An 18,015-nucleotide genomic window follows, 5' to 3' on the forward strand; every position below is an offset into this window, starting at 1 on the left:
CCGTCGGCGGGTGGGTCGCGAGAGCACTGACCCACCCACCGCTCGGCTCCCACCTGGGCGGTCGTCCGTCGTCGAGCAACCGAACAGGCCGGCCACCCAGTAGTCATCGAGAACCGCCCGGTTGCCGATGACGAAGGAGTTCGCCCTGATGCGACAACCCGTGAGGACGCTGGCCACGCTCGGCCTCGCAGCACTGCTCGGCAGTCTGCTGACCGTCTCCGCCCCCGCTGCGACCGCCCGTCCAGCCGCGCAGCCGCCTGTCGGCAGCGGCCCGCCGCGAACAGTCACCCTGATCACCGGCGATCGCGTCGAGGTCGTCCCCGGAGCGCCGCCGCGGGTGATTCCCGCCGAGGGCCGGACCTCGATCCGGTTCCGGGTCTCGACCGGCGGCGGCCGGATCCAGGTGCTGCCGCTGGACGCCGTCGGGCTGGTGGCGGCCGGCAAGCTCGACCCGCGGCTGTTCGACGTGACCACCCTGCTGGAGTTCGGGTACGACGACGCCCGGCGCTCGCAGCTGCCGTTGATCGTGCAGCGGGCGGCGTCCGGCCGGTCGGCGGGGCCGGCCCTGCGCGGTGCGAGCGCGCGCCGGGAGCTTCGCAGCATCGGGGGCTACTCGGTCCTGGAGTCGAAGAAAGACTCGGTGGCGTTCTGGACCTCGTTGGTCGCCGGCACCCGGGCGCTGGCGCCGGGAGTCACCAAGGTCTGGCTGAACGGGTTGCGCCGGACGACGCTGGACCACACCGTGCCGCAGATCGGCGTACCGGCTGCTTGGTCGGCAGGGTTGACCGGGCGTGGGGTGACGGTGGCCGTGGTGGACACCGGGATCGACGCGCAGCACCCGGACCTGGCCGGCAAGGTGGCGGCGGCGAAGACCTTCGTCGACGGCGCGACCGGTGACCAGATCGGGCACGGAACCCATGTCGCCTCGACGGTGACCGGCTCCGGTGCCGCGTCCGGCGGTTCTTACCGCGGCGTCGCACCCGACGTCCGGTTGATCGACGCCAAGGTCTGCGGCGAGCAAGGCTGTCCCGAGGACGCCATTCTCGCCGGGATGGAGTGGGCCGCGGTGGAGCAGGACGCCGCCGTGGTGAACCTGAGCCTCGGCGGCGCGGACGCCCCAGGCGACGATCCGATCGAGCAGGCGGTCAACACCCTGTCGGCTCAGCACGGCACGCTGTTCGTCATCTCCGCGGGCAACAGCGGTGTGGCAGGCGCCGGCACGGTGGGATCACCGGGCAGTGCGGCCGCCGCGCTCACCGTCGGTGCCGTGGACAAGCGCAATGCCCTGGCCCCGTTCAGCAGCCGCGGACCGACGGTCGGCAACGCGTTGGTGAAGCCGGACGTGACCGCTCCCGGCGTCGACGTCGTCGCGGCGAAGGCAGCAGGAACCGAAGCCGGTACGCCGGTCGGCGAGCAGTACGTCTCGCTGTCGGGCACCTCGATGGCCGCGCCGCATGTCGCCGGCGCCGCGGCGATCCTGCTCCAGCAACACCCGGAGTGGACCGGCGCGCAGGTCAAGGCGGCCCTGATGGCGTCCGCCAGGCCCGCGCCGGGAAGCGCCGGCTTCGACCAGGGAGCCGGACGGGTCGACGTCGCGCAAGGGATCACGCAGCAGGTGGTCGCTTCGCCGCCCAGCCTCAGCTTCGGTCTGGCGAGCTGGCCGCACGAGGACGACCCCGTGCAGGAGAAGGCGATCACGTATCGCAACAGTGCCGACACCGCCGTCACGCTCGACCTGGTCATTCGGGTCGAGAACCAGCCCGCCGGACTGTTCACGGTCTCCCCGAGCAGGATCGTCGTACCGGCAGGAGGAACGGCTACGGCGACCGTTGCCACGGACACCCGATCCGCCGGCGTGCCGATCGGCCGGTTCAGCGGTCAGCTCGTCGCCAGTGGCCACGGTACGACGGTGAGCACGCCGATCGGGGTCGAGAAGGAACCCGAGCGGTACGACGTCGACCTGACCACCATCGGGCGCGACGGCAAGGCTCCGCTCGAGCACGTCACCTTCTTCGACCGGCTCGGGCCGTGCGGTGGCGACGTGTCCTGCGGCGACTACCTCTACGGAGCCGGCACGAGCAGAAGCAAGGTTCGGCTGGCGCCGGGGCGGTACACGATGGGCCACTTCAGCACGGTGACCGGCCACGACTGGACGCTGCTGATGCACTCGGTGATGGACATCGAGCAGGACGGCTCGGTCGTTCTCGACGCGCGCACCGCCAAGCCGGTGGAGATGTCAGCGCCACGCGCCACCGCCCGGTTGATGGACCTGCAGGTCACGCTGGCCCGGGACCTGCAGGTCGGGCCGGCCGGCATCGTCACCTACGCCCTGTCGGGTGACGGGGACAGACCGCTGTTCATCGCCGAGCGCGGTACGCCGGCGCCCGCGGCCGAGGTGGTCAGCGTCGCCTACGGCCGGTTCGCCGAACCCGGTCCCGCCGGGGACTTCGCGAACAGCCCGTACGAGTACAACCTGGCCGACTACGCGCTGGGCCGGGCGCTGAACGGTGTGCGGCTCAGACCGCGGCAGGAGGAGTTCGCCGCGGTGAAGGCGGCGTACGCGGCGGACACCGACGAGCCGCGGACAGCGCGCACCGGTCACGTCGCCCGTCCGGTGGCGGCGACGCTCGAGTACGCGGCGCCGCCGTCCGACGGACAGGAGCTGAGAAGCCGGCTGCCGTTCGAACGGACCGAGTACTTCCTGGCTCGGGGGCTGCGGTGGTCCTCGAGCATGGTGAGCCAGGGCGAGTCCGGTCTCATCGAGCCCACGTGGCTGTTCTCGTCCCAGCGGTCCGTCTACCAGCCCGGCCGCACTTACCGGCAGCAGTGGAACAAGGGCGTGTTCGGGCCGCGACTGACCACGGGGCCGATCGAGGTGAACGGTTCCGCCCGGGGCGCACAGCGAACGGGGGACCGGCTGCTGTTCGGCCTCAGCCTGCGGTCGGACAGCAATCCGCTGCACATGAACCACCCGAAGCTCCCAGCCGGTTCGGCGAAGCTCTACCGCGACGGGGAACTGGTGCAGGACTGGCCGTACGCCGCCTTCGTCGCGGCGGACGTGCCGCCCGGCGAGGCGTCGTACCGGCTGGAAACGCGGGTCGCGGTGGAAGGCACGGAGGTGTCGCCGACCATCGACACCGCGTGGACGTTCCGCTCCGGGCACGTCGAGGGCGTTGCGGCGCTGCCGTTCATGGCGGTGCACTTCAGGCCGCAGCTGGACAACTTCAACCGCGCCCGGGCGGGATCGGGGTTCACCATTCCGATCTCGGTCCAGCGTCAGCCGGGTGCACCGGCCGTACCGGTCAAGGCCCTGACCGTCGAGGCCTCGACCGACGACGGCACGACCTGGCGCCCCGTGAAGGTGGAACGGGCCGGTGCCGGGTGGCGGACGAAGGTGACGAACGAGCCCGGTGCCGCCGTCTCGCTGCGTGCCTCCGCGACGGATGCTGACGGCAACAAGGTGGAGCAGACCGTTCTGCGCGGCTACCGGGTGCGGAACTGACAGCGGCCCGGCCCCTGCGGTGGCTCGCCCCACCGCAGGGGCCGGTGCTGGAACACTCAGACCAGCGCGAGCAGGATTCCCATCGAGTTGGTCGCGCCGTGCACGACGATCAACGGCCACATCAGCCGGTACCGGCTCCACAGGTAGCCGAGGAACAGCCCGAGCACGCCCTGGTTCACCAGCGCCCCGGCGAGATCGAGGCCGAGCGGCCCGCTGCCTTGAATGCCGACGTGCCACACCGCCCACAGGATCGACGCCAGCACGATCGCCAGCCACGGCCCGAGCAACTGCTCCCAGCGCGTCTGGAGCCACCGGCGGTAGAAGAACTCCTCCAGCACACTGTTCACCAGGAAGACGCTCACGACCACCAGGGCGAGTTGCACGCCCGTCAGGTAGGACAACGAAGGCTGCGGCTGCAGCGGACCGACGTACGTCAGCAGCAACCACGCCACCACCGGCACGGCCGGCTCCCACCGCACGGGGGGAGCCGGCCTGCCCGCCGTCGGCCGCTCTCCCAGCCACCGGAACATGCAGATCGGCACCGCGAGCAGCAGCACGCCCTTGAGGATCTCGAACTGCCCGGTGAGCTTCAGCAGGACGGCGAACGCGACGGCGAGGCCGGCCAAGATCCCCGCCTGCCGTACGTCCGGCCTGCCCTCCGGCCCACGATCGAGCCGCACCGGCACGAGACGAATCAGCAGGATGCCAACCGCCGCGGGCAGCCACCGCCACCACATCGGCTCGGTGCGGTCGTGATCGGCGGAGTACCGGATCTCCGTGTTGCCCGTGACCACCAGCGCCACCGCTGCCCCGACCAGAACGGCGATTCCGGCCGCCAGCACCCATCGCTTCATCCGGAGGATTCTGACAGCGCAACGGGCCAGGTGCGGTCTGCTGCGGCGGTAGTTTGGCCGGATGATCGATCCGGTGGTGGGGCGTTACCTGAAGCTGGGGCTGCGGCTCGGGCGGCACGACGAGGGCATCGTTGACGCGTACTTCGGTCCGGCCGGGCTGGCTGCCGAGGTCGACGCCGAGGAGCTCACCGAGCCCGCCGCACTGGTTGACGAGGCGGATGCGCTGATGAGCGAGCTGCCCGACGGTTGGCTGCGCGACCAGGTCGTCGCGTTGCGGGTCTCCGCGGGAGGGCTTGCGGGGGAGCGGCGGTCGTACGCCGACGAGGTCGACGGCTGTTACGGCGTACGACCTGAGCACACCGACGAGTCGGTGTTCGCCCAGGCGCACGAGTGCCTCGACGAGCTGCTGCCGGGCAGCGGCTCACTGGCGGATCGGTTCGAGCGGTGGCGGGCAGCGACGGTCGTGCCGCCGGAGCAGATCGAGCGCCTGACGAGGGCGGTCATCGATGAGGCGCGGACGCAGACCCGCGAACTGGTCGACCTGCCCGAAGGGGAGAGCTTGGAGCTGGACTTCGTCAGCGGCGTCTCCTGGAGCGGCTACAACACCTACCTCGGAGGGCTGCGCGGTCAGATCTCCATCAATGTCGGACAGCCCCTTCCCGCGATGGATCTGCTCCTGACCGCTCTGCACGAGACGTATCCGGGCCACCAGGCCGAACGGTCCTGCCACGAACACCATCTCGTCCGTGGCCGGGGCCTGCTCGAGGAGACGCTGGTGCTCGGGCCGGCGCCACAGGCAGTCGTCTCCGAGGGCATCGGTCAGCTGGCTCCGCACGTGCTGCTGGCCGGCGACGGCGGAGAACGCTTCGCCGCGACCCTGCACGACGCCGGTATCCCGATCGATCTGACCCGCGAACTCGCGATCGTCAAGGCTCGGGAGCCCCTGCGATGGGTCGAGGTGAACGCCGCACTCATGCTGCACCAGCACGGCGCCACCCTGGCCGACACCCGCTCCTACATCGAACGCTGGGCGGCCCTCTCCCCGGACCTGGCCACCACCGTCGCGCAGTACGTCGACGACCCGTCCTCCCGCACGTACGTCATCAACTACCCCGCCGGGCTCAAGCTGGTCGGCGACTACGTCAACCACAACCCCGCCAAGTTCCGCCGGCTCCTGACCGAGCAGATCCGCATCACCGATCTCACGACCAACCCCTGACACCCGACTCTGATCACGCGAACCTGGCCGCTAGCGCGGCGGTCAGGGAGCTGGAGGTGCGGTGACGGCGGTGGCGCGTGGGAGGTTGCGGACCGAGCGCGACGCCAGGGGAATCAGGGCGGCGACGACGTAGGCGATGCCGGCGACGATCATCACCGGCTGGATCCCGAAGGCCAGTCCGAGCGGGCCGAAGAGCAGCTGGCCGAGGGGCATGGCGGCGAACGAGCCGAGCATGTCGTACGAGTAGGCGCGCGACAGCATCTCGTCCGGCACGTGCTCCTGCATGGCGAGATCCCAGCCCAGGTTGAAGATCTGGCTGCCGACGCCGGCCAGGAACGACGCCACCATCGCGGCGACGAGCAAGGGTTCGACGCCGAGGACGAGCATCGGAAGACCCTGGAGCGCGATCGCGAGCATGCCCCAGCGCAGCGGCCGGTGGAACGAGACGCGGATCAGGATCAGCGAGCACACCAGGAAGCCGACGGCCTGGGCGGAGCGGATCAGTCCCCAACCGGCCTCGCCAAGGTCGGTCCGCGTCGCGAGCACCGGACCGAGCGTGTTGAACGCCCCGCTGTTGATGGCGTTGAGCAGAAAGAACGAGGCAACGACCACCCAAAGCCACGTGGTACTGCGCAAGTAGGTCCATCCTTCGCGCAGATCGGCCACCACGCCTCGGCTCCGATGGCCCTCCACCGGGCGTGGGATCCGCACCCGGGTCAGGATCAGCGTCGCCACCAGGTACGTCGCGCCGTCCACGGCCAGCGCCCACCCCGGTCCGACTACAACCACCAGTACGCCGCTCAGCGCCGGCCCGAGCACCATCAGCGCGTTCTCCGGTACGGCGATCACCAGGTTCGCCGCCTTGAGCTGGTCGCGGGGAACCAGCTGGGGGAGCACGCCGGCCAGCGCCGGCATCCGCGCCGCCGTGGCCGTGCCGTTGACCGCCGCCAGCGCCGCGAGCTGCCAGATCTCGGCGCTGCCGCTGATCACCAGCCCCGCGATCGCGAGCTGGCTGAGGCCGGACGCGACGTTCGTTGCCTGAATCACCAAAGTCCGGCCGAACCGGTCAGCCAGCACGCCGCCCGCCAGCAGGAACACGACCAGCGGGATGCTGTGGGCGGCCAGCACCGTGCCCAGTGCGGACGGCGAGTCGCTGACCTCCAGCACCGCGAACGCGAGCGCGACACCGGCCATCGTGGTGCCGGCCCGGTCGATGAGCCGGGCCAGCCAGTAGTACCGGAAGTTCGGCTCCCGGAGCGGGGCGAGGGTGGGCGAGCTCATCGCACTGCCTTCCGGGTCATCTCGAACATCCAGGACGTCGCGCTGACGCGCACGATGCCGGTCGTCGCCCTGACCGTCAAACAGTTATCGGGGAGTGCTGCCGGCCCTAGCACGGCTCGCTGACGGTTGTATCTATGACCGGGCATCGGCCCGTTGTCAAGGACAACGACTTCGCCCCACCAGTGCCGAGAGACAGCGCCCGGCCCGTGGTCCTCACTGCGGGCCTCGAATCCGACGGCGTCGACGGCCGCGTCGACCTCACGGGCGCCGAGTAGTTGCTCGAGCTGGTCTGGCAACGGCCCTTCACCCACCACCGCCGCCATGCCCGCCTGTCCTTCGATCCAGCCGTAGCCGCATCCGCCGTAGCTTGGCAGAGTGAGTTCCGGATGGAACCTCTGTGAGATCGGCGCCACGCCGATTCCGCCGGGGTGATCCGGGCGGCCCGGAAAAGCCGGATCGTGCGCGTGCGGCGACGCCAGGAAGGAACAAGCAGGAGTGACGCTGCTGCGAGAAGCGTCGCGGTGGCGGCGGCGATGAAGCCGGCAGTGGTGGCGACCCGGTCGATCAGGAGTCCGGCGAAGGCGCTGCCAGCGGCGAAACCGCTCCAGTTGGCGGTGGTCAGGGCGGCGAACGCCTGGGAGTGCCGGGGCGGTGTGTGAGCGGCTATGAGCAGCGCTTCGACAGCGTCCGCTGGGCCAGTGGCGGCTCCGATGAGGAAGAGCAACGCCAGGCTGAGGGCCGTGCCCGGCGCCGGACCTAGGTGAGGATGAGCAGTCCGTAGAGGCCAAGCCCGATGCCCAATTGGGTAGGCATCGAGCCAGGCAGCGTCAGCCCGCCGTACAGGAACTGGCGGCGACGCCTCCGCAGGCCATTGCGGCGACAGCAATCCTGCGTTGGTGTCGATCGCGCCGGCGTGGGCTACGACTGACACCTGCAACGCGCCGATCGCGACCGCCCCGGCCGTGACTACCGCGAGGACGTGGAACTGGCGCCGGTTCCAGGCCGCGCCGATGTGGACAGGGTCGGTCACGGCCTCGATGGCACGTACGGCGGATGCGCCGCGCAACCGCAGGACCCCCCCCAGGGAGATGACCGCCGTGACGATGACGGCGTACATCGGTTCGACCAGGATGACGATGCCGCCGATCGCCAAGGGGCCGAGGACGAAGACGATCTCCGCAAAGAGGCCGGACATGGCGAAGGTGGCTCTCTTGCTCTGGGGGTCGTCCACCTGGGCGAAGACCTTCTTCGCGATGCCCGCGAAGGCCGCGAACGCTGCTGTCTGTAGCGACACGGTGAACGCCAGAGTCCAGCGCGGTCCGCGGCGGTCGACCATGCGGCCCCAGACCGGTGCGGCGAAGGCCACGGTGGCGGAGTAGGCGCCGGTGACCGCGCCCGCCACGGCGTAGCCGCCGGTGGCGGTGTAAGCAGTGAGCATGAGGCCGAGGTTGATCATTCCGGCTAGCAAGTAGCAGGTGAGTAAGGCCGCCATCACCCGGGTCATCCCGGGAGCGCCTAGCGCCGCACGGTAGTTGGCCATAACGGTCATTTGTTCTCGTCTCCGGCCACAACGTGCTCGGGCTTGACCATGGTGATCGACAGGTACGCGCCAACGAGCATGATCGCGGCGGCGACACCGAAGCCGAAGGCCCAGCCGGCCGAGCTGGCCTCGTCTCCGGTGATGGCCTTGGCTCGTGCAGTACTCGCGGCCGTCAGTACGGCCAGACCGAGTGTGCCCCCGATCTGCTGACCAGCATTGAACAGCGCGGCAGCTATCCCGCTGTCTGAAGGAGCTACACCCGCGACGGAGGCGGAGGTCAACGCCACGAAGGCCAGGCCCATCCCGACACCGGCCAGAACGAGGGGCGGAAACACGGTGCCGAGGTAGCTCGATCCAGGCGCTATACGGATGAGCAGTGCCAGGCCGATGGCGATCAGCAAGGAACCCGCGATCGGCATCGGGCGTGGGCCCGTACGGGCGATCAGGACGCCGGCGAACCTGGCGGCGATCGCGATCGCGATCGTCAGAGGCAGGAACGCGAGCCCGATGCGGATCGGTCCATAGCCGAGCGTGCCGGCCATGAACAGGCTCAGGAAGTAGAACAGGGCATAGATCGACGTACCGAAGATCAGGCCGACCAAGTCCGCGCCCAGGACGGTGCGGTTCCGCAGCACCCGCAGCGGAATCAGGGGAGCGGGCCGCGTCTTCTGCAACACTCCGAACGCTGTGAGGAGAACGGCGGCCAGTGCCAGCGGGACGAGGGTATGGCCTGAGTCCCAGCCGAAATCGACCGTACGGACGAGGCCGAGCACCAACGCCACCAGCCCGCCGGTTCCGGTCACGAGGCCGGCGATGTCGAGCCGCGCGGTGGCCCGGCCGGGTGCCGCCGGTAGCAGTCGCCGGGCCGGCACCGTGGCGGCGAGTCCGATCGGCACGTTGATCCAGAACACCCACGGCCAGGACAACCCCTGCGTCAGTAGACCGCCGAGGATGAGACCGATGGCCGTACCGCCCGCGGTGACACCTGCCCAAACGCCCAAGGCGATCGTGCGGTCTCGGCCCGCCGGGAAGACCACCAGCAGCAAGGACAGTGCGGCTGGAGCCATCACCGCCGCGCCGAATCCCTGGGCGGCGCGGGCGGCGATCAGCAGCCCCTGCGAGGCCGCGAAACCGCCGAGGAGTGACGCGGCGGTGAACACGCCGACCCCGGCAACGAACACGCGGCGCCGGCCCAGGCGGTCGGCCAACCGCCCACCCAGCAGCAAGAAGCCGCCGAAGGCCAGTGTGTACGCCGTGATCACCCACTGCAGGCTCGCCGGGGTGAAGCGCAGATCCGCGCTGATATCGGCCAGTGCCACGTTGACGATCGTGGCGTCGAGCACGATCAGGAGCTGACTGCCGGCCAGCACCATCAGCGCAAGCCAGCGGGAACGCCGGCGCACTGCCGGTCCACCTTGCCCTCCTGAAACCTGGCGTTCCACGCTCATCTGGCCTCCGTTGCTCGTGACTCAACGACCGTAGAGTGAAAACGATTTTCAGTCAACATGTGTAGAGTGAGCGCATGGAGAACGGCATGACCGTGGCCGCCGATGGCACTGGCGAGAAATCGGAGAAGCGGCTGTCCCGGGATCAGCGACGCGAGCGGACTGCCGTGGCGATTCTGGCCGCCGCGCGGCGGCTGTTCGCCGAGCATGGCTACGACCGGACGACGATCCGGACGGTCGCCGCCGAAGTGGGGGTGGATCCGGCGCTGGTGATGCAGCATTTCGGCGCAAAGGAGAGGCTTTTCGCGGCCGCGGTGGAGTCGACCGTGGATGTTTCGAGTCTCGTTCACGCGACGACGCAGGAGTTGCCCGCGGTGGCGTTGCGACACGTTTTCGAGGGGTTCGAGGATGTGGAGAGCCGGTCCAGTGCGGAGGCGTTGCTGAGGAACTGCCTGACGCATCCGGAGGCGATGGCGTTGTTGCGCGATGACGTGATGGGCCAGACCCAGGCGGCGGTCGCCGCCACGATCGGTGGCGACGACGCCGAGCTACGTGCAGCCGTCCTGAACGCCTGCACGCTCGGGATCACCCTGGCCCGCTACCTGTTGGAGGTCCCGGCTCTGGCCGATGCCGGTCGCGATGACCTCCACCGTGTCCTCGGCCCCGCCCTGCAGGCGATAGTGACCCCGGTGTCAGAGGTTTGACCTCACCTGGTGGGCCAGCTCAGCATCGGTCTCGGTGAGCGCAGCAAGACGGCGGACGGCAGTAGGCCGAAGAGTGCGTTCCGCGCCCAGACCGTCGATGGCGTTCCGGATTGGGCGACTCTGCCGACAAGGCGGACTGGCGAGCAACAGCGGCGACGTCGGACACGGTCACAACGGCAGTTGGCCCGTTTGCCACGCCCAAGCGGCGATGCCGACCCGGCTGCGAGCGGACAGTTTTCGCTGGATGTTGGCCACGTGGGTTTTCACCGTGCCGACCGAGATGAACAGTTCGGTGGCGATCTCGGCGTTGCTGAGGCCGCGGCCGACCAGCATCGTGATCTCCCGTTCGCGGTCAGTCAGGGCCGCCTTGTCCGGTAACGGGCCACTGCGCCGGTGCCGCAGTTGCTCGAGGAGGCGCACGGTGACCTGTGGGCTGATCAGGGTGTCGCCGCTGACGGCCGCGCGTACCGCTTCGACCAGCAGGTTCGGCCCTGATCGCTTCAGTAGGAAGCCGCTGGCTCCGTGCTGCAGCGCAGTATGGACGTACTCGTCCACCTCGAACGTCGTGATCACAATGACTTTGACCGGCACGCCGAAGGTCGCGGCGGTGACCTGCCGGGTCAGTTCCAGGCCATCGACGTGAGGCATCCTGATGTCTGTCAGGACGATATCGGGACGGTGGGTCCGGATCGCTCGCAAAGCCTCCGCGCCGTCGGCGGCTTCGGCCACCACCTGCATGTCTGGTTGCGAGTCCAGGATCAGCCTGAACCCGATGCGGACCCGTTCCTGATCGTCGGCGATGAGAATTCTCGTCCTGCCCTCAGCCACGGCGACCGTCCAGGGGAAAGCGAGCCAGGACCCGCCAGCTGGTAGGACTCACGAAACCGGCTTCGACGACTCCGCCCAGCAATTCGGCCCGCTGGCTGAGTCCGGCGAGGCCGGCGCCTCCCCGAGCACGAGTCAGGCGCTGCTCCGGAGCCGGAACTGATTCATTGGTCACCTCGACGAGAATGGCCGAGCCGCCCGGGTCGCAGCGCACTTCGCGCAGCGTCACCAGGGCGCGGCTCGCAGCAGGGGCGTGGCGGCGGATGTTGGTCAGCGCCTCGGCGACCAGGCGGAAGATCGTCGTTCCGATCTCCGGTTCGACACTGCGGTGCAGGACGGTGCCACCTTCCAGCTGTGTCGGCGTCGTACCGGTCTCGTTGAAGCGCTGCACCAGTGCGGGCACGTCGTGCAGACCGGGGACCGGACGGGCCGCCGACTCCACTGGCGCGGCGCCGACGGGAGCCGAGGGTCCGAACAGGGTCGCGATCACCCGGTCCAGCGTCGCCAAGGCGTGCGTGGCATCGGCCGCGATGTTCGTCAACGTTTCCCGGTGATCGCTCGCGGACTCGTTGTCGATGGTCAACGCCGCCTGCGCCTGGACGAGGATGCCGGTCAGATCGTGACCAAGGTAGTCATGCAGGTCCTTGGCGATTTCCTCCCGTTGCGTGCGGCGAAGTTCCTCATGCTGCTTCCGTCGGACCTGGCCCTGGTGCCTGACGACCGCCGCGGCGCCGCCGACGACACCGGCAACAACCAGGCCGAACAGGGCTGTGCCGACGGCCTGCGCGAAGGACGACACCTCCGCGAGCCGGAGGATCAGTACTGAGGTGGCCACGGCCGCGGCGACGCCACACCCCACTGCGTGCCAAGCTGTTGGCAATCGGGCGGCCGCCACGATGAGCGCCAGCAGACCGATCGCTTCGGCGACTGCGACCGCACCGGCTGACGAATCGGCCGGGCGCGGATAGAAGATCGTGATCAGGATGGAACTTGAAGCGGCCAGGACGACGACCAGCCCGCCGGCGGTCGCGCGGGACCGGAACGTCGCCACGACGAGCGCCGCGGTGAGCGTGATGGCGGCACCTAGAGCGCTGAGCGGATCCACCCAGCTGGCGATGGCCGCCCCGACCACACTCGGAGCGAGAACGATGCCCGTGAGTGCCGGTCGACGATCCTGCATGGCCTCAGTCTAGGCAGGCCGAGTCGGCACCGGATCCCTCCAAAGACTGAGCTGTGGAACAGAAATCCGCGCGCGATCTCTGTCCATCGGTGGATGTGGTGGTGGCCCTGCGAGACCAGGCTGTACGGCGTACCTCGACACCATGGAAGACCGGAGTTCGCCATGACCACTACCGATTCGCGCAGTTCAAGAGCTGCTGTGGCTCCATCCAAGCTGACCGGCTACGTCGCCGCCACGATGGCGGCAGGGCTAGGTCTCACTCATCTCACGATCTATACGGTCGGCTACCTCTCCGCCGATGATGTGGCCTTCAGCACCTATCTGTTCAGCGGTGTCGCCGTGACTGCTGTGGCGCTGTTGTTCGCCGCCGCCGCGGCGCTTTCGGCCCGCGAGGTGCGCCGGATGCGTCGCACCCTCCGGGTGATGTGCTGGATCGCTGCCGTGGTGCTCAGCCTGCAGGCGGTCGCGATCGCCGTCGGGGAACCCAGCTTGCTGATCGAGCCCGCTGGACCGGGCCCATGGTCGCTCGTCGGCGGGCCCGCCTTCGCGATCTTCGCCTGGCGTGCACGGACGCGGGCGACAGCGTGACGCAGTGGAGCAATCTGACCACCTCCTGGTGGTGGGCGGTCGCTGGCTGGAGCTTCTGCTACCTCGTTCTGGGTGTCAACTGGGCACTAGGTGGTCCGGGCTACCCGCTGGAGGACGCGTACGCGGCACGCACGTCCGGCGCAGTGCTCGTGGGCCCGCCCAGCGAAGCGATGGGTGTCGTGATCGCCTGCTTGGCTGGTGCCGTCTTGGCGGCTGCTCTCACCGCGGTGCCGTCCGCTCGAAGCCGATGGCAGCCGCGGTTCGGTCTGGTGGTGGCGGTCCTGCTGGTGCTGACCGTTCCGGACGCACGCCTCCTCGTCGCCTTGATCAACCTTCCGATCGGCAACACCAGCCGGGTGTCGGATGCGGTGCTGCACCAGGTCTGGGTTCTGCTCGGAGCCCTTCTCTTGTGGAGAGCGGCAGCACCTAGAAGGTCGCCACGCTCGCTGCCTGCCGCTGACAGCAACTGGCGGCCAATGGGATGGCAGCGGCGAATCTGGATCGCTGCCGTGGTGCTCCCCCTGGTCTACGCCGCTCGGCAGCTGGCTTGGGCCGCTGGGGTGTACGTCGGCGTGACGGACGAGTTCATCGAGCCATACACCGCGCCCGGCGCCCGGCTGACAGAACTGGTGTTGGCGGCGGCGACGATTCTTGGTGCCGTCCTCACGACCGGCCTCGGTCGACGCTGGGGCAGTCAGGCGCCCCGGTGGATTCCACTGGTAGGGGGCCGGGAAATACCGGTGCTGCTTGCGGTGATCCCCGGGATGGTGATCGCGGTGATCCTTTCGGCCGCAGGGTTGTCGATCTACCGCGGACTTCTCGCGATGGCTCTTGGGCTCACTCCGGTCGAGCCCAGTGCCGCCATGGAGAACTGGGCCGTTTGGCTGCCGACGCTCTGCTGGCTTCCGTGGGGCATCACCTTGGGCTTGGCCACAGCGGACTACAGGCGACGAAGGATCGGCACGAAGCGAGATCCAGCTTCTCGAACCCCCGCTGCAGGACGAGACTTCCGGGGCTCGCCCTGAATCGCTGCGATCCGTACGGTGCCGGATAGCTGAGTCGAAGGCGCCCTAGTAGCCGACCGCGTCGATTCTTGCCACGAGTGGCTCGAGGTCCGCGATCAGCTGGTCGAGCTCCCGCGGCTGGAGGCTGTCGTACGCGGGGGCGGCGAGGGCGTCGGTGAGCGACTCGATACGGTCCTTGGTCTGCCGGCCGGCGGCGGTGAAGGCAGCGGAGGAGTCGACGAGTCCGCGAGCGCGCAGACCGTTGACCACCTTGGCCAGCTCGTCCGGCGTGAGGGGGTTCAGCCTGCCGTACTCCTCGGGCGTCATGCCTTGGGAGATCGCGTGCAGCACGTGAGCTTCCTGGCCGTCGATGCCGGCGGCAACCAGAGCGGTGAGATGGCCGTCGCCGCGGTGCTCGCGCAGCAAGGTCGCTGCGTGCCAGAGCCGGGCGACCGGTTCGTCGGGGACGGGGAGCGACCGCAGGGCGGCGTACAGGATCCGCCCCTGCATCGGTGCGGTGACCGCCGCTCGGGTGGCCAGGTCGGCGGCGCGGGCGAGTCCTGGGCCGTCGGCCAGGTCGCCGAGGATGCGCCGCAACGCGGCGGCGCTGCCGTCTCGGCGGGCGGCGAGTGCGGCCTCGGGGGTGGCGACCTCCCAGACGCCCGGAATGCACCGGGCGACCTCGCCGGGCGCGAAGTTGTAGAAGAGCGCATCGACCACCTCGGCCGGCACCCGCCCCAGCGGCGCCGACCGACCGGCGAAGTACCCGGGCCAGTAGTCCTCGTACCCGAGCGCCTGGAGCGCCTCGGTCGGCTCGTCGGAGAAGTAGGTCACCAAGTGGATCGGTTCCAGCAACTGCTGACACAGGCGGCGCGCGACAGATCCCATCCGAACGTCCTCCGAAAGGTCGGTGGGGCCCGGCCCGGTGCTCGGCCCCTCACTCCGACTACGAACGGGCCCGACCTCTTTCGACAGGTCCCCGAACGCCGATCAGTCTGCGACGTGATGCCCGGCCTTCCGCAGCGCGGCGACCGCCTCATCCCGCCGGTCCGCCGGCACCAGGACGAGGTCCGCCGCGTACGTGGAAGCCACGAACACCGAGATGCCCGCCTCCTTCAGCGGAACCAGGAGTGCGCTCAGCATCCCCGGTACGTCGAGCTCGTGCGCGGTGTCGCCACTGTAGAAGGCGATCCACCCGGAGCCGGGCCTGACCACGGTCAATCCGTCAGGGCTCCGGACCAACGCCAACCAGTCGACACCAGCGGGTACTTCGTCGCCTGCGGGGTGGTGCTCGATCTGATAAGGCTCCGGCAGTATCCGCAGGCGTTGCTGTGCATCAGTCACACCAAGAGCCTAGTGAGACCGGGACCGTTGCGGTCCCCGACCTCGTACTGCGAGGTGGTCAGTTCAGGGTGGGGATCCACTCCGCCAGCGCCTCCTGGATCTCTGCCGGTGAATCCTCCGGCAGGAAGTGGGAGCCGGCGACCGTCACCTCCTGCTGACCCGGCCAGCCGCGGCACAGGTCGCGGAGCGGGCCGGTGAGCAGCGCGCCCGGCGAACCGTTGACGAACAACTTCGGCACGGCGCTGGTCGCCATCCAGCGCGCGTTGGCGCCGACGAGCTCGTGCACGTCGGCGGGTTCACCGTCGATCGGGATCTCGCGGGCCCAGGTGAGCATCGGCCGGCGTGACTCGCCGGCCTCGAGGTACGGACGCCGGTACGCGGCCAGATCCTCGTCGTCCAGGGGCCGCAACGTGCCGGCCTGCAGGATCTGCTCGATGAAGATGTTCTCCACCAGAACCAGCCGCTCGCCGGCCTCGCTTCGCAAGGGCCTGAAGACGTCCGGGCTGGGCGCGTTGGGGCTGTCCCAGGCGACCGGCGCGACGAGCGTCTCGAGATAGGCGACGCCCGCGACTTCGTCCGGATGACGACGGGCCCAGTCGGTGGCGAGCACGCCGCCCCAGTCGTGCCCGACCAGCACGACCGGCTGGTCCAGCCGCAAGCTGTGCAGGAACGCGTCGAAGTACCGCTGATGCGTGGTGAACCGGTACCGCCGCGGATCGGTGCCGGACACCGGGTCGGAGGCGCCCATGCCGGGCAGGTCGACCGCAAGACAACGCCCGAGGCGTGAGCTCATCACGTTGCGCCACAGGTACGACGAGGTCGGATTGCCATGGACGAACACCACCGGACGGCCTTCACCCACCGTCCGGCAACCGAGTCTGAGATCCAGCACCGGCATCAACTGAGGCGTCTCAGCAGTCATGCGGCATTGTCTCCACGCGAACCGGCCACCGAGCAGCGGACTGGGACAACTCCACGTTAACGACCCTCGACACCTGCACGTCGTCCGCCCAAGACGGCCAGCACCGCGGTGGCGGTCAAGGCGGTGAGGGCGGCTGCCGCCAAGGCGCTGATGCTGAAGCCGTTGGTGAAGGCGGCTCGGGCGGCGGTCAGGAGTGTTGTGGCCTCGTGGGGTGGGAGGTGTGCGGCGACGGCGACGGCCGCGGTGAGGTTCTCGCCGGCGGGGTGAGGAGTGCCTTGCATGTCAGCGCGGTAGCCGGCGGTGATGATGCTGCCCAGGATCGCGATGCCCAGTCCGCCGCCCAGTTGGGGTGCGGTGGAGGCGATCGACGAGGCCGCACCGGTCCGGTCGGCCGGGGCGCTGGCGACCACGATGTCGGTGGCGAGGGCCATCATCGGGCCCAGGCCGGCCGAGACGACGATCGTCGCGGTGACGAGAACGCCCAGCGAGGTGTCTGCGTCGATCCGGGAGAGGATCAGGAATCCCAGGGTGGACAGCAGCATCCCGCCGCCGATGATGCGCCCGGCCGGTATCCGTCGCGCCAGCCGGGTCGCGCCGAGCGAGCCGACGATCACGCCGAGCGCGGGCGGTGCGGTCCACAGGCCGGCGGTCAGTGGGTCCAGCCCGGCGACCAGTTGCAGGTACTGGGCGACGGCGTAGTTCGTGCCCCAGAGCACGAAGATCCCGAGGACGAGCGTGAGCGTGGCCGTGGTGAACGCCGGGCCCGCGAAGAGCCGCAGATCGATCATCGGGTCGGCCAGCCGGCGCTGGCGGCGGACGAACCCCGTCGCGCAGACAAGCCCCACCACGATCGCGCCGTACGCCGGAACCGCGGGGCCGGCCGCGGCGACCTGCTTGAGCCCGTACACGATCGCGAGCACCGTGGCGATCGACAGGACCGCGCTCGGCACGTCGAGCCCGCGCCGGCCGGGCGCCTTGTGCTCGGGCAGGGTCGCCGGCCCGACCACGACGAGAACCAGCATGAGCGGGATCGGCAGCAGGAAGGCCGAGCCCCACCAGAAGTGGTCGAGCAGCCAGCCGCCGACGAGCGGGCCGATCGCCGTACCGGCGGAGACGGCGGCGATCACGATGCCGACCGCCTGGGTCCGCTGGCGCGGCTCGGTGAACAGCGCGACGGTCAGCGCGAGCACCGAGGGCATGAGGGTCGCCCCGGCCACGCCCAGCAGGGCCCGGACCGCGACCAGGACCTCCGGGTTCGGTGCGTACGCCGCGATCACCGACAGCAGGCTGAACGCGATCGCGCCGCCGAGCAGCAGCCGGCGCCGCCCGATCCGGTCGCCCAGCGTGCCCATCACGACCAGCGTGCCGGCGAGCAGGAACGCGTACCCGTCGACGATCCACAGCAACTGGGTGCTGGAGGCGCCGAGGTCGCGCCCGATCGCGGGCAGGGCGAGATGGGTGACAGTCAGTTCGAGTGAGGCCAGCAGGGCGGGCAGGACGAGCACGGCGAGGCCGAGCCACTCCCGTCGGCCGGCCAGCTGGGATCCGGTGGTGTCAGTGGTCATACCGGCATCCTCGAACCTCGGGTTAACCCGAGGTCAAGTTAG

Annotated in this window: 15 protein-coding genes; 5 read left to right on the forward strand and 10 right to left on the reverse strand. The window is 69.5% G+C overall.

All coding sequences use genetic code 11. The annotated features are described in order from the left end of the window. Window positions 1-148: 148 nt before the first annotated feature. A complete protein-coding gene (locus KFLA_RS09730) occupies window positions 149-3,502 on the forward strand; it encodes a S8 family serine peptidase (RefSeq protein WP_012919618.1) in 3,354 nt (1,117 codons plus the stop codon). Window positions 3,503-3,558: 56 nt separating this feature from the next. Here KFLA_RS09730 and KFLA_RS09735 read toward each other — a convergent pair whose 3' ends face one another. Further along, a complete protein-coding gene (locus tag KFLA_RS09735) occupies window positions 3,559-4,356 on the reverse strand; it encodes a CPBP family intramembrane glutamic endopeptidase (RefSeq protein WP_012919619.1) in 798 nt (265 codons plus the stop codon). Between the two features lie 61 nt (window positions 4,357-4,417). Here KFLA_RS09735 and KFLA_RS09740 point away from each other — a divergent pair, with 61 nt between their 5' ends. After that, entirely contained in the window at window positions 4,418-5,575 is a 1,158-nt protein-coding gene (locus tag KFLA_RS09740; protein WP_012919620.1) for a hypothetical protein, read from the forward strand. Between the two features lie 42 nt (window positions 5,576-5,617). Here the strand turns inward: KFLA_RS09740 and KFLA_RS09745 are convergent, their stop codons facing one another. From KFLA_RS09745 to KFLA_RS09755, 3 genes are all read right to left on the reverse strand, one after another. Next, complete coding sequence (locus KFLA_RS09745; RefSeq protein ID WP_012919621.1) at window positions 5,618-6,856, reverse strand: MFS transporter; 1,239 nt, start codon at window positions 6,854-6,856, stop codon at window positions 5,618-5,620. Between the two features lie 106 nt (window positions 6,857-6,962). Continuing rightward, window positions 6,963-8,312 carry an MFS transporter gene (locus tag KFLA_RS38235; protein ID WP_202797100.1) on the reverse strand — a complete coding sequence of 450 codons (1,350 nt, stop codon included), beginning with the start codon at window positions 8,310-8,312 and terminating at the stop codon, window positions 6,963-6,965. A gap of 89 nt (window positions 8,313-8,401) precedes the next feature. Further along, a complete protein-coding gene (locus KFLA_RS09755; RefSeq protein WP_012919623.1) occupies window positions 8,402-9,844 on the reverse strand; it encodes an MFS transporter in 1,443 nt (480 codons plus the stop codon). Between the two features lie 74 nt (window positions 9,845-9,918). Here KFLA_RS09755 and KFLA_RS09760 point away from each other — a divergent pair, with 74 nt between their 5' ends. Beyond that, window positions 9,919-10,545, forward strand: coding sequence for a TetR/AcrR family transcriptional regulator (locus KFLA_RS09760; protein ID WP_237706764.1), 627 nt, complete (start codon window positions 9,919-9,921; stop codon window positions 10,543-10,545). A gap of 168 nt (window positions 10,546-10,713) precedes the next feature. Here KFLA_RS09760 and KFLA_RS09765 read toward each other — a convergent pair whose 3' ends face one another. Beyond that, window positions 10,714-11,373: a response regulator gene (locus KFLA_RS09765; RefSeq protein ID WP_012919625.1), complete on the reverse strand. Its 660-nt coding sequence runs from the start codon at window positions 11,371-11,373 to the stop codon at window positions 10,714-10,716. Next, window positions 11,366-12,550 (reverse strand): sensor histidine kinase, encoded by a 1,185-nt coding sequence (locus tag KFLA_RS09770; RefSeq protein ID WP_012919626.1) that lies wholly within the window; start codon window positions 12,548-12,550, stop codon window positions 11,366-11,368. Before KFLA_RS09770 ends, KFLA_RS09765 begins: the two co-directional genes overlap by 8 nt. A 162-nt stretch (window positions 12,551-12,712) precedes the next feature. Between KFLA_RS09770 and KFLA_RS09775 the strand changes: the two genes are divergently transcribed. Continuing rightward, window positions 12,713-13,138 carry a hypothetical protein gene (locus KFLA_RS09775; RefSeq protein WP_012919627.1) on the forward strand — a complete coding sequence of 142 codons (426 nt, stop codon included), beginning with the start codon at window positions 12,713-12,715 and terminating at the stop codon, window positions 13,136-13,138. Continuing rightward, window positions 13,135-14,163 carry a hypothetical protein gene (locus tag KFLA_RS09780; protein WP_012919628.1) on the forward strand — a complete coding sequence of 343 codons (1,029 nt, stop codon included), beginning with the start codon at window positions 13,135-13,137 and terminating at the stop codon, window positions 14,161-14,163. The genes KFLA_RS09775 and KFLA_RS09780 overlap by 4 nt, the downstream gene beginning before the upstream one ends. A 45-nt stretch (window positions 14,164-14,208) precedes the next feature. Here KFLA_RS09780 and KFLA_RS09785 read toward each other — a convergent pair whose 3' ends face one another. From KFLA_RS09785 to KFLA_RS09800, 4 genes are all read right to left on the reverse strand, one after another. Continuing rightward, window positions 14,209-15,030, reverse strand: coding sequence for an SCO6745 family protein (locus KFLA_RS09785; protein ID WP_012919629.1), 822 nt, complete (start codon window positions 15,028-15,030; stop codon window positions 14,209-14,211). Window positions 15,031-15,132: 102 nt separating this feature from the next. Beyond that, window positions 15,133-15,486 (reverse strand): ACT domain-containing protein, encoded by a 354-nt coding sequence (locus KFLA_RS09790; protein WP_041289235.1) that lies wholly within the window; start codon window positions 15,484-15,486, stop codon window positions 15,133-15,135. Window positions 15,487-15,544: 58 nt separating this feature from the next. Then, window positions 15,545-16,408 carry a haloalkane dehalogenase gene (locus KFLA_RS09795; RefSeq protein WP_012919630.1) on the reverse strand — a complete coding sequence of 288 codons (864 nt, stop codon included), beginning with the start codon at window positions 16,406-16,408 and terminating at the stop codon, window positions 15,545-15,547. Between the two features lie 56 nt (window positions 16,409-16,464). After that, on the reverse strand, window positions 16,465-17,973 hold the full coding sequence (locus KFLA_RS09800) for an MFS transporter (RefSeq protein WP_012919631.1): 1,509 nt from the start codon (window positions 17,971-17,973) through the stop codon (window positions 16,465-16,467). Between the last annotated feature and the right edge of the window lie 42 nt (window positions 17,974-18,015).

The sequence above is a fragment of the Kribbella flavida DSM 17836 genome, from assembly GCF_000024345.1.
Taxonomy (GTDB): Bacteria; Actinomycetota; Actinomycetes; order Propionibacteriales; family Kribbellaceae; genus Kribbella; species Kribbella flavida.

Bases quoted from the DNA above. Each gene is read 5' to 3' on its own strand.
- KFLA_RS09730 (WP_012919618.1), top strand. From the start codon at position 149: ATGCGACAACCCGTGAGGACGCTGGCCACGCTCGGCCTCGCAGCACTG.
- KFLA_RS09735 (WP_012919619.1), bottom strand. From the start codon at position 4,356: ATGAAGCGATGGGTGCTGGCGGCCGGAATCGCCGTTCTGGTCGGGGCA.
- KFLA_RS09740 (WP_012919620.1), top strand. From the start codon at position 4,418: ATGATCGATCCGGTGGTGGGGCGTTACCTGAAGCTGGGGCTGCGGCTC.
- KFLA_RS09745 (WP_012919621.1), bottom strand. From the start codon at position 6,856: ATGAGCTCGCCCACCCTCGCCCCGCTCCGGGAGCCGAACTTCCGGTAC.
- KFLA_RS38235 (WP_202797100.1), bottom strand. From the start codon at position 8,312: ATGATCAACCTCGGCCTCATGCTCACTGCTTACACCGCCACCGGCGGC.
- KFLA_RS09755 (WP_012919623.1), bottom strand. From the start codon at position 9,844: ATGAGCGTGGAACGCCAGGTTTCAGGAGGGCAAGGTGGACCGGCAGTG.
- KFLA_RS09760 (WP_237706764.1), top strand. From the start codon at position 9,919: ATGGAGAACGGCATGACCGTGGCCGCCGATGGCACTGGCGAGAAATCG.
- KFLA_RS09770 (WP_012919626.1), bottom strand. From the start codon at position 12,550: ATGCAGGATCGTCGACCGGCACTCACGGGCATCGTTCTCGCTCCGAGT.
- KFLA_RS09775 (WP_012919627.1), top strand. From the start codon at position 12,713: ATGACCACTACCGATTCGCGCAGTTCAAGAGCTGCTGTGGCTCCATCC.
- KFLA_RS09785 (WP_012919629.1), bottom strand. From the start codon at position 15,030: ATGGGATCTGTCGCGCGCCGCCTGTGTCAGCAGTTGCTGGAACCGATC.
- KFLA_RS09795 (WP_012919630.1), bottom strand. From the start codon at position 16,408: ATGACTGCTGAGACGCCTCAGTTGATGCCGGTGCTGGATCTCAGACTC.
- KFLA_RS09800 (WP_012919631.1), bottom strand. From the start codon at position 17,973: ATGACCACTGACACCACCGGATCCCAGCTGGCCGGCCGACGGGAGTGG.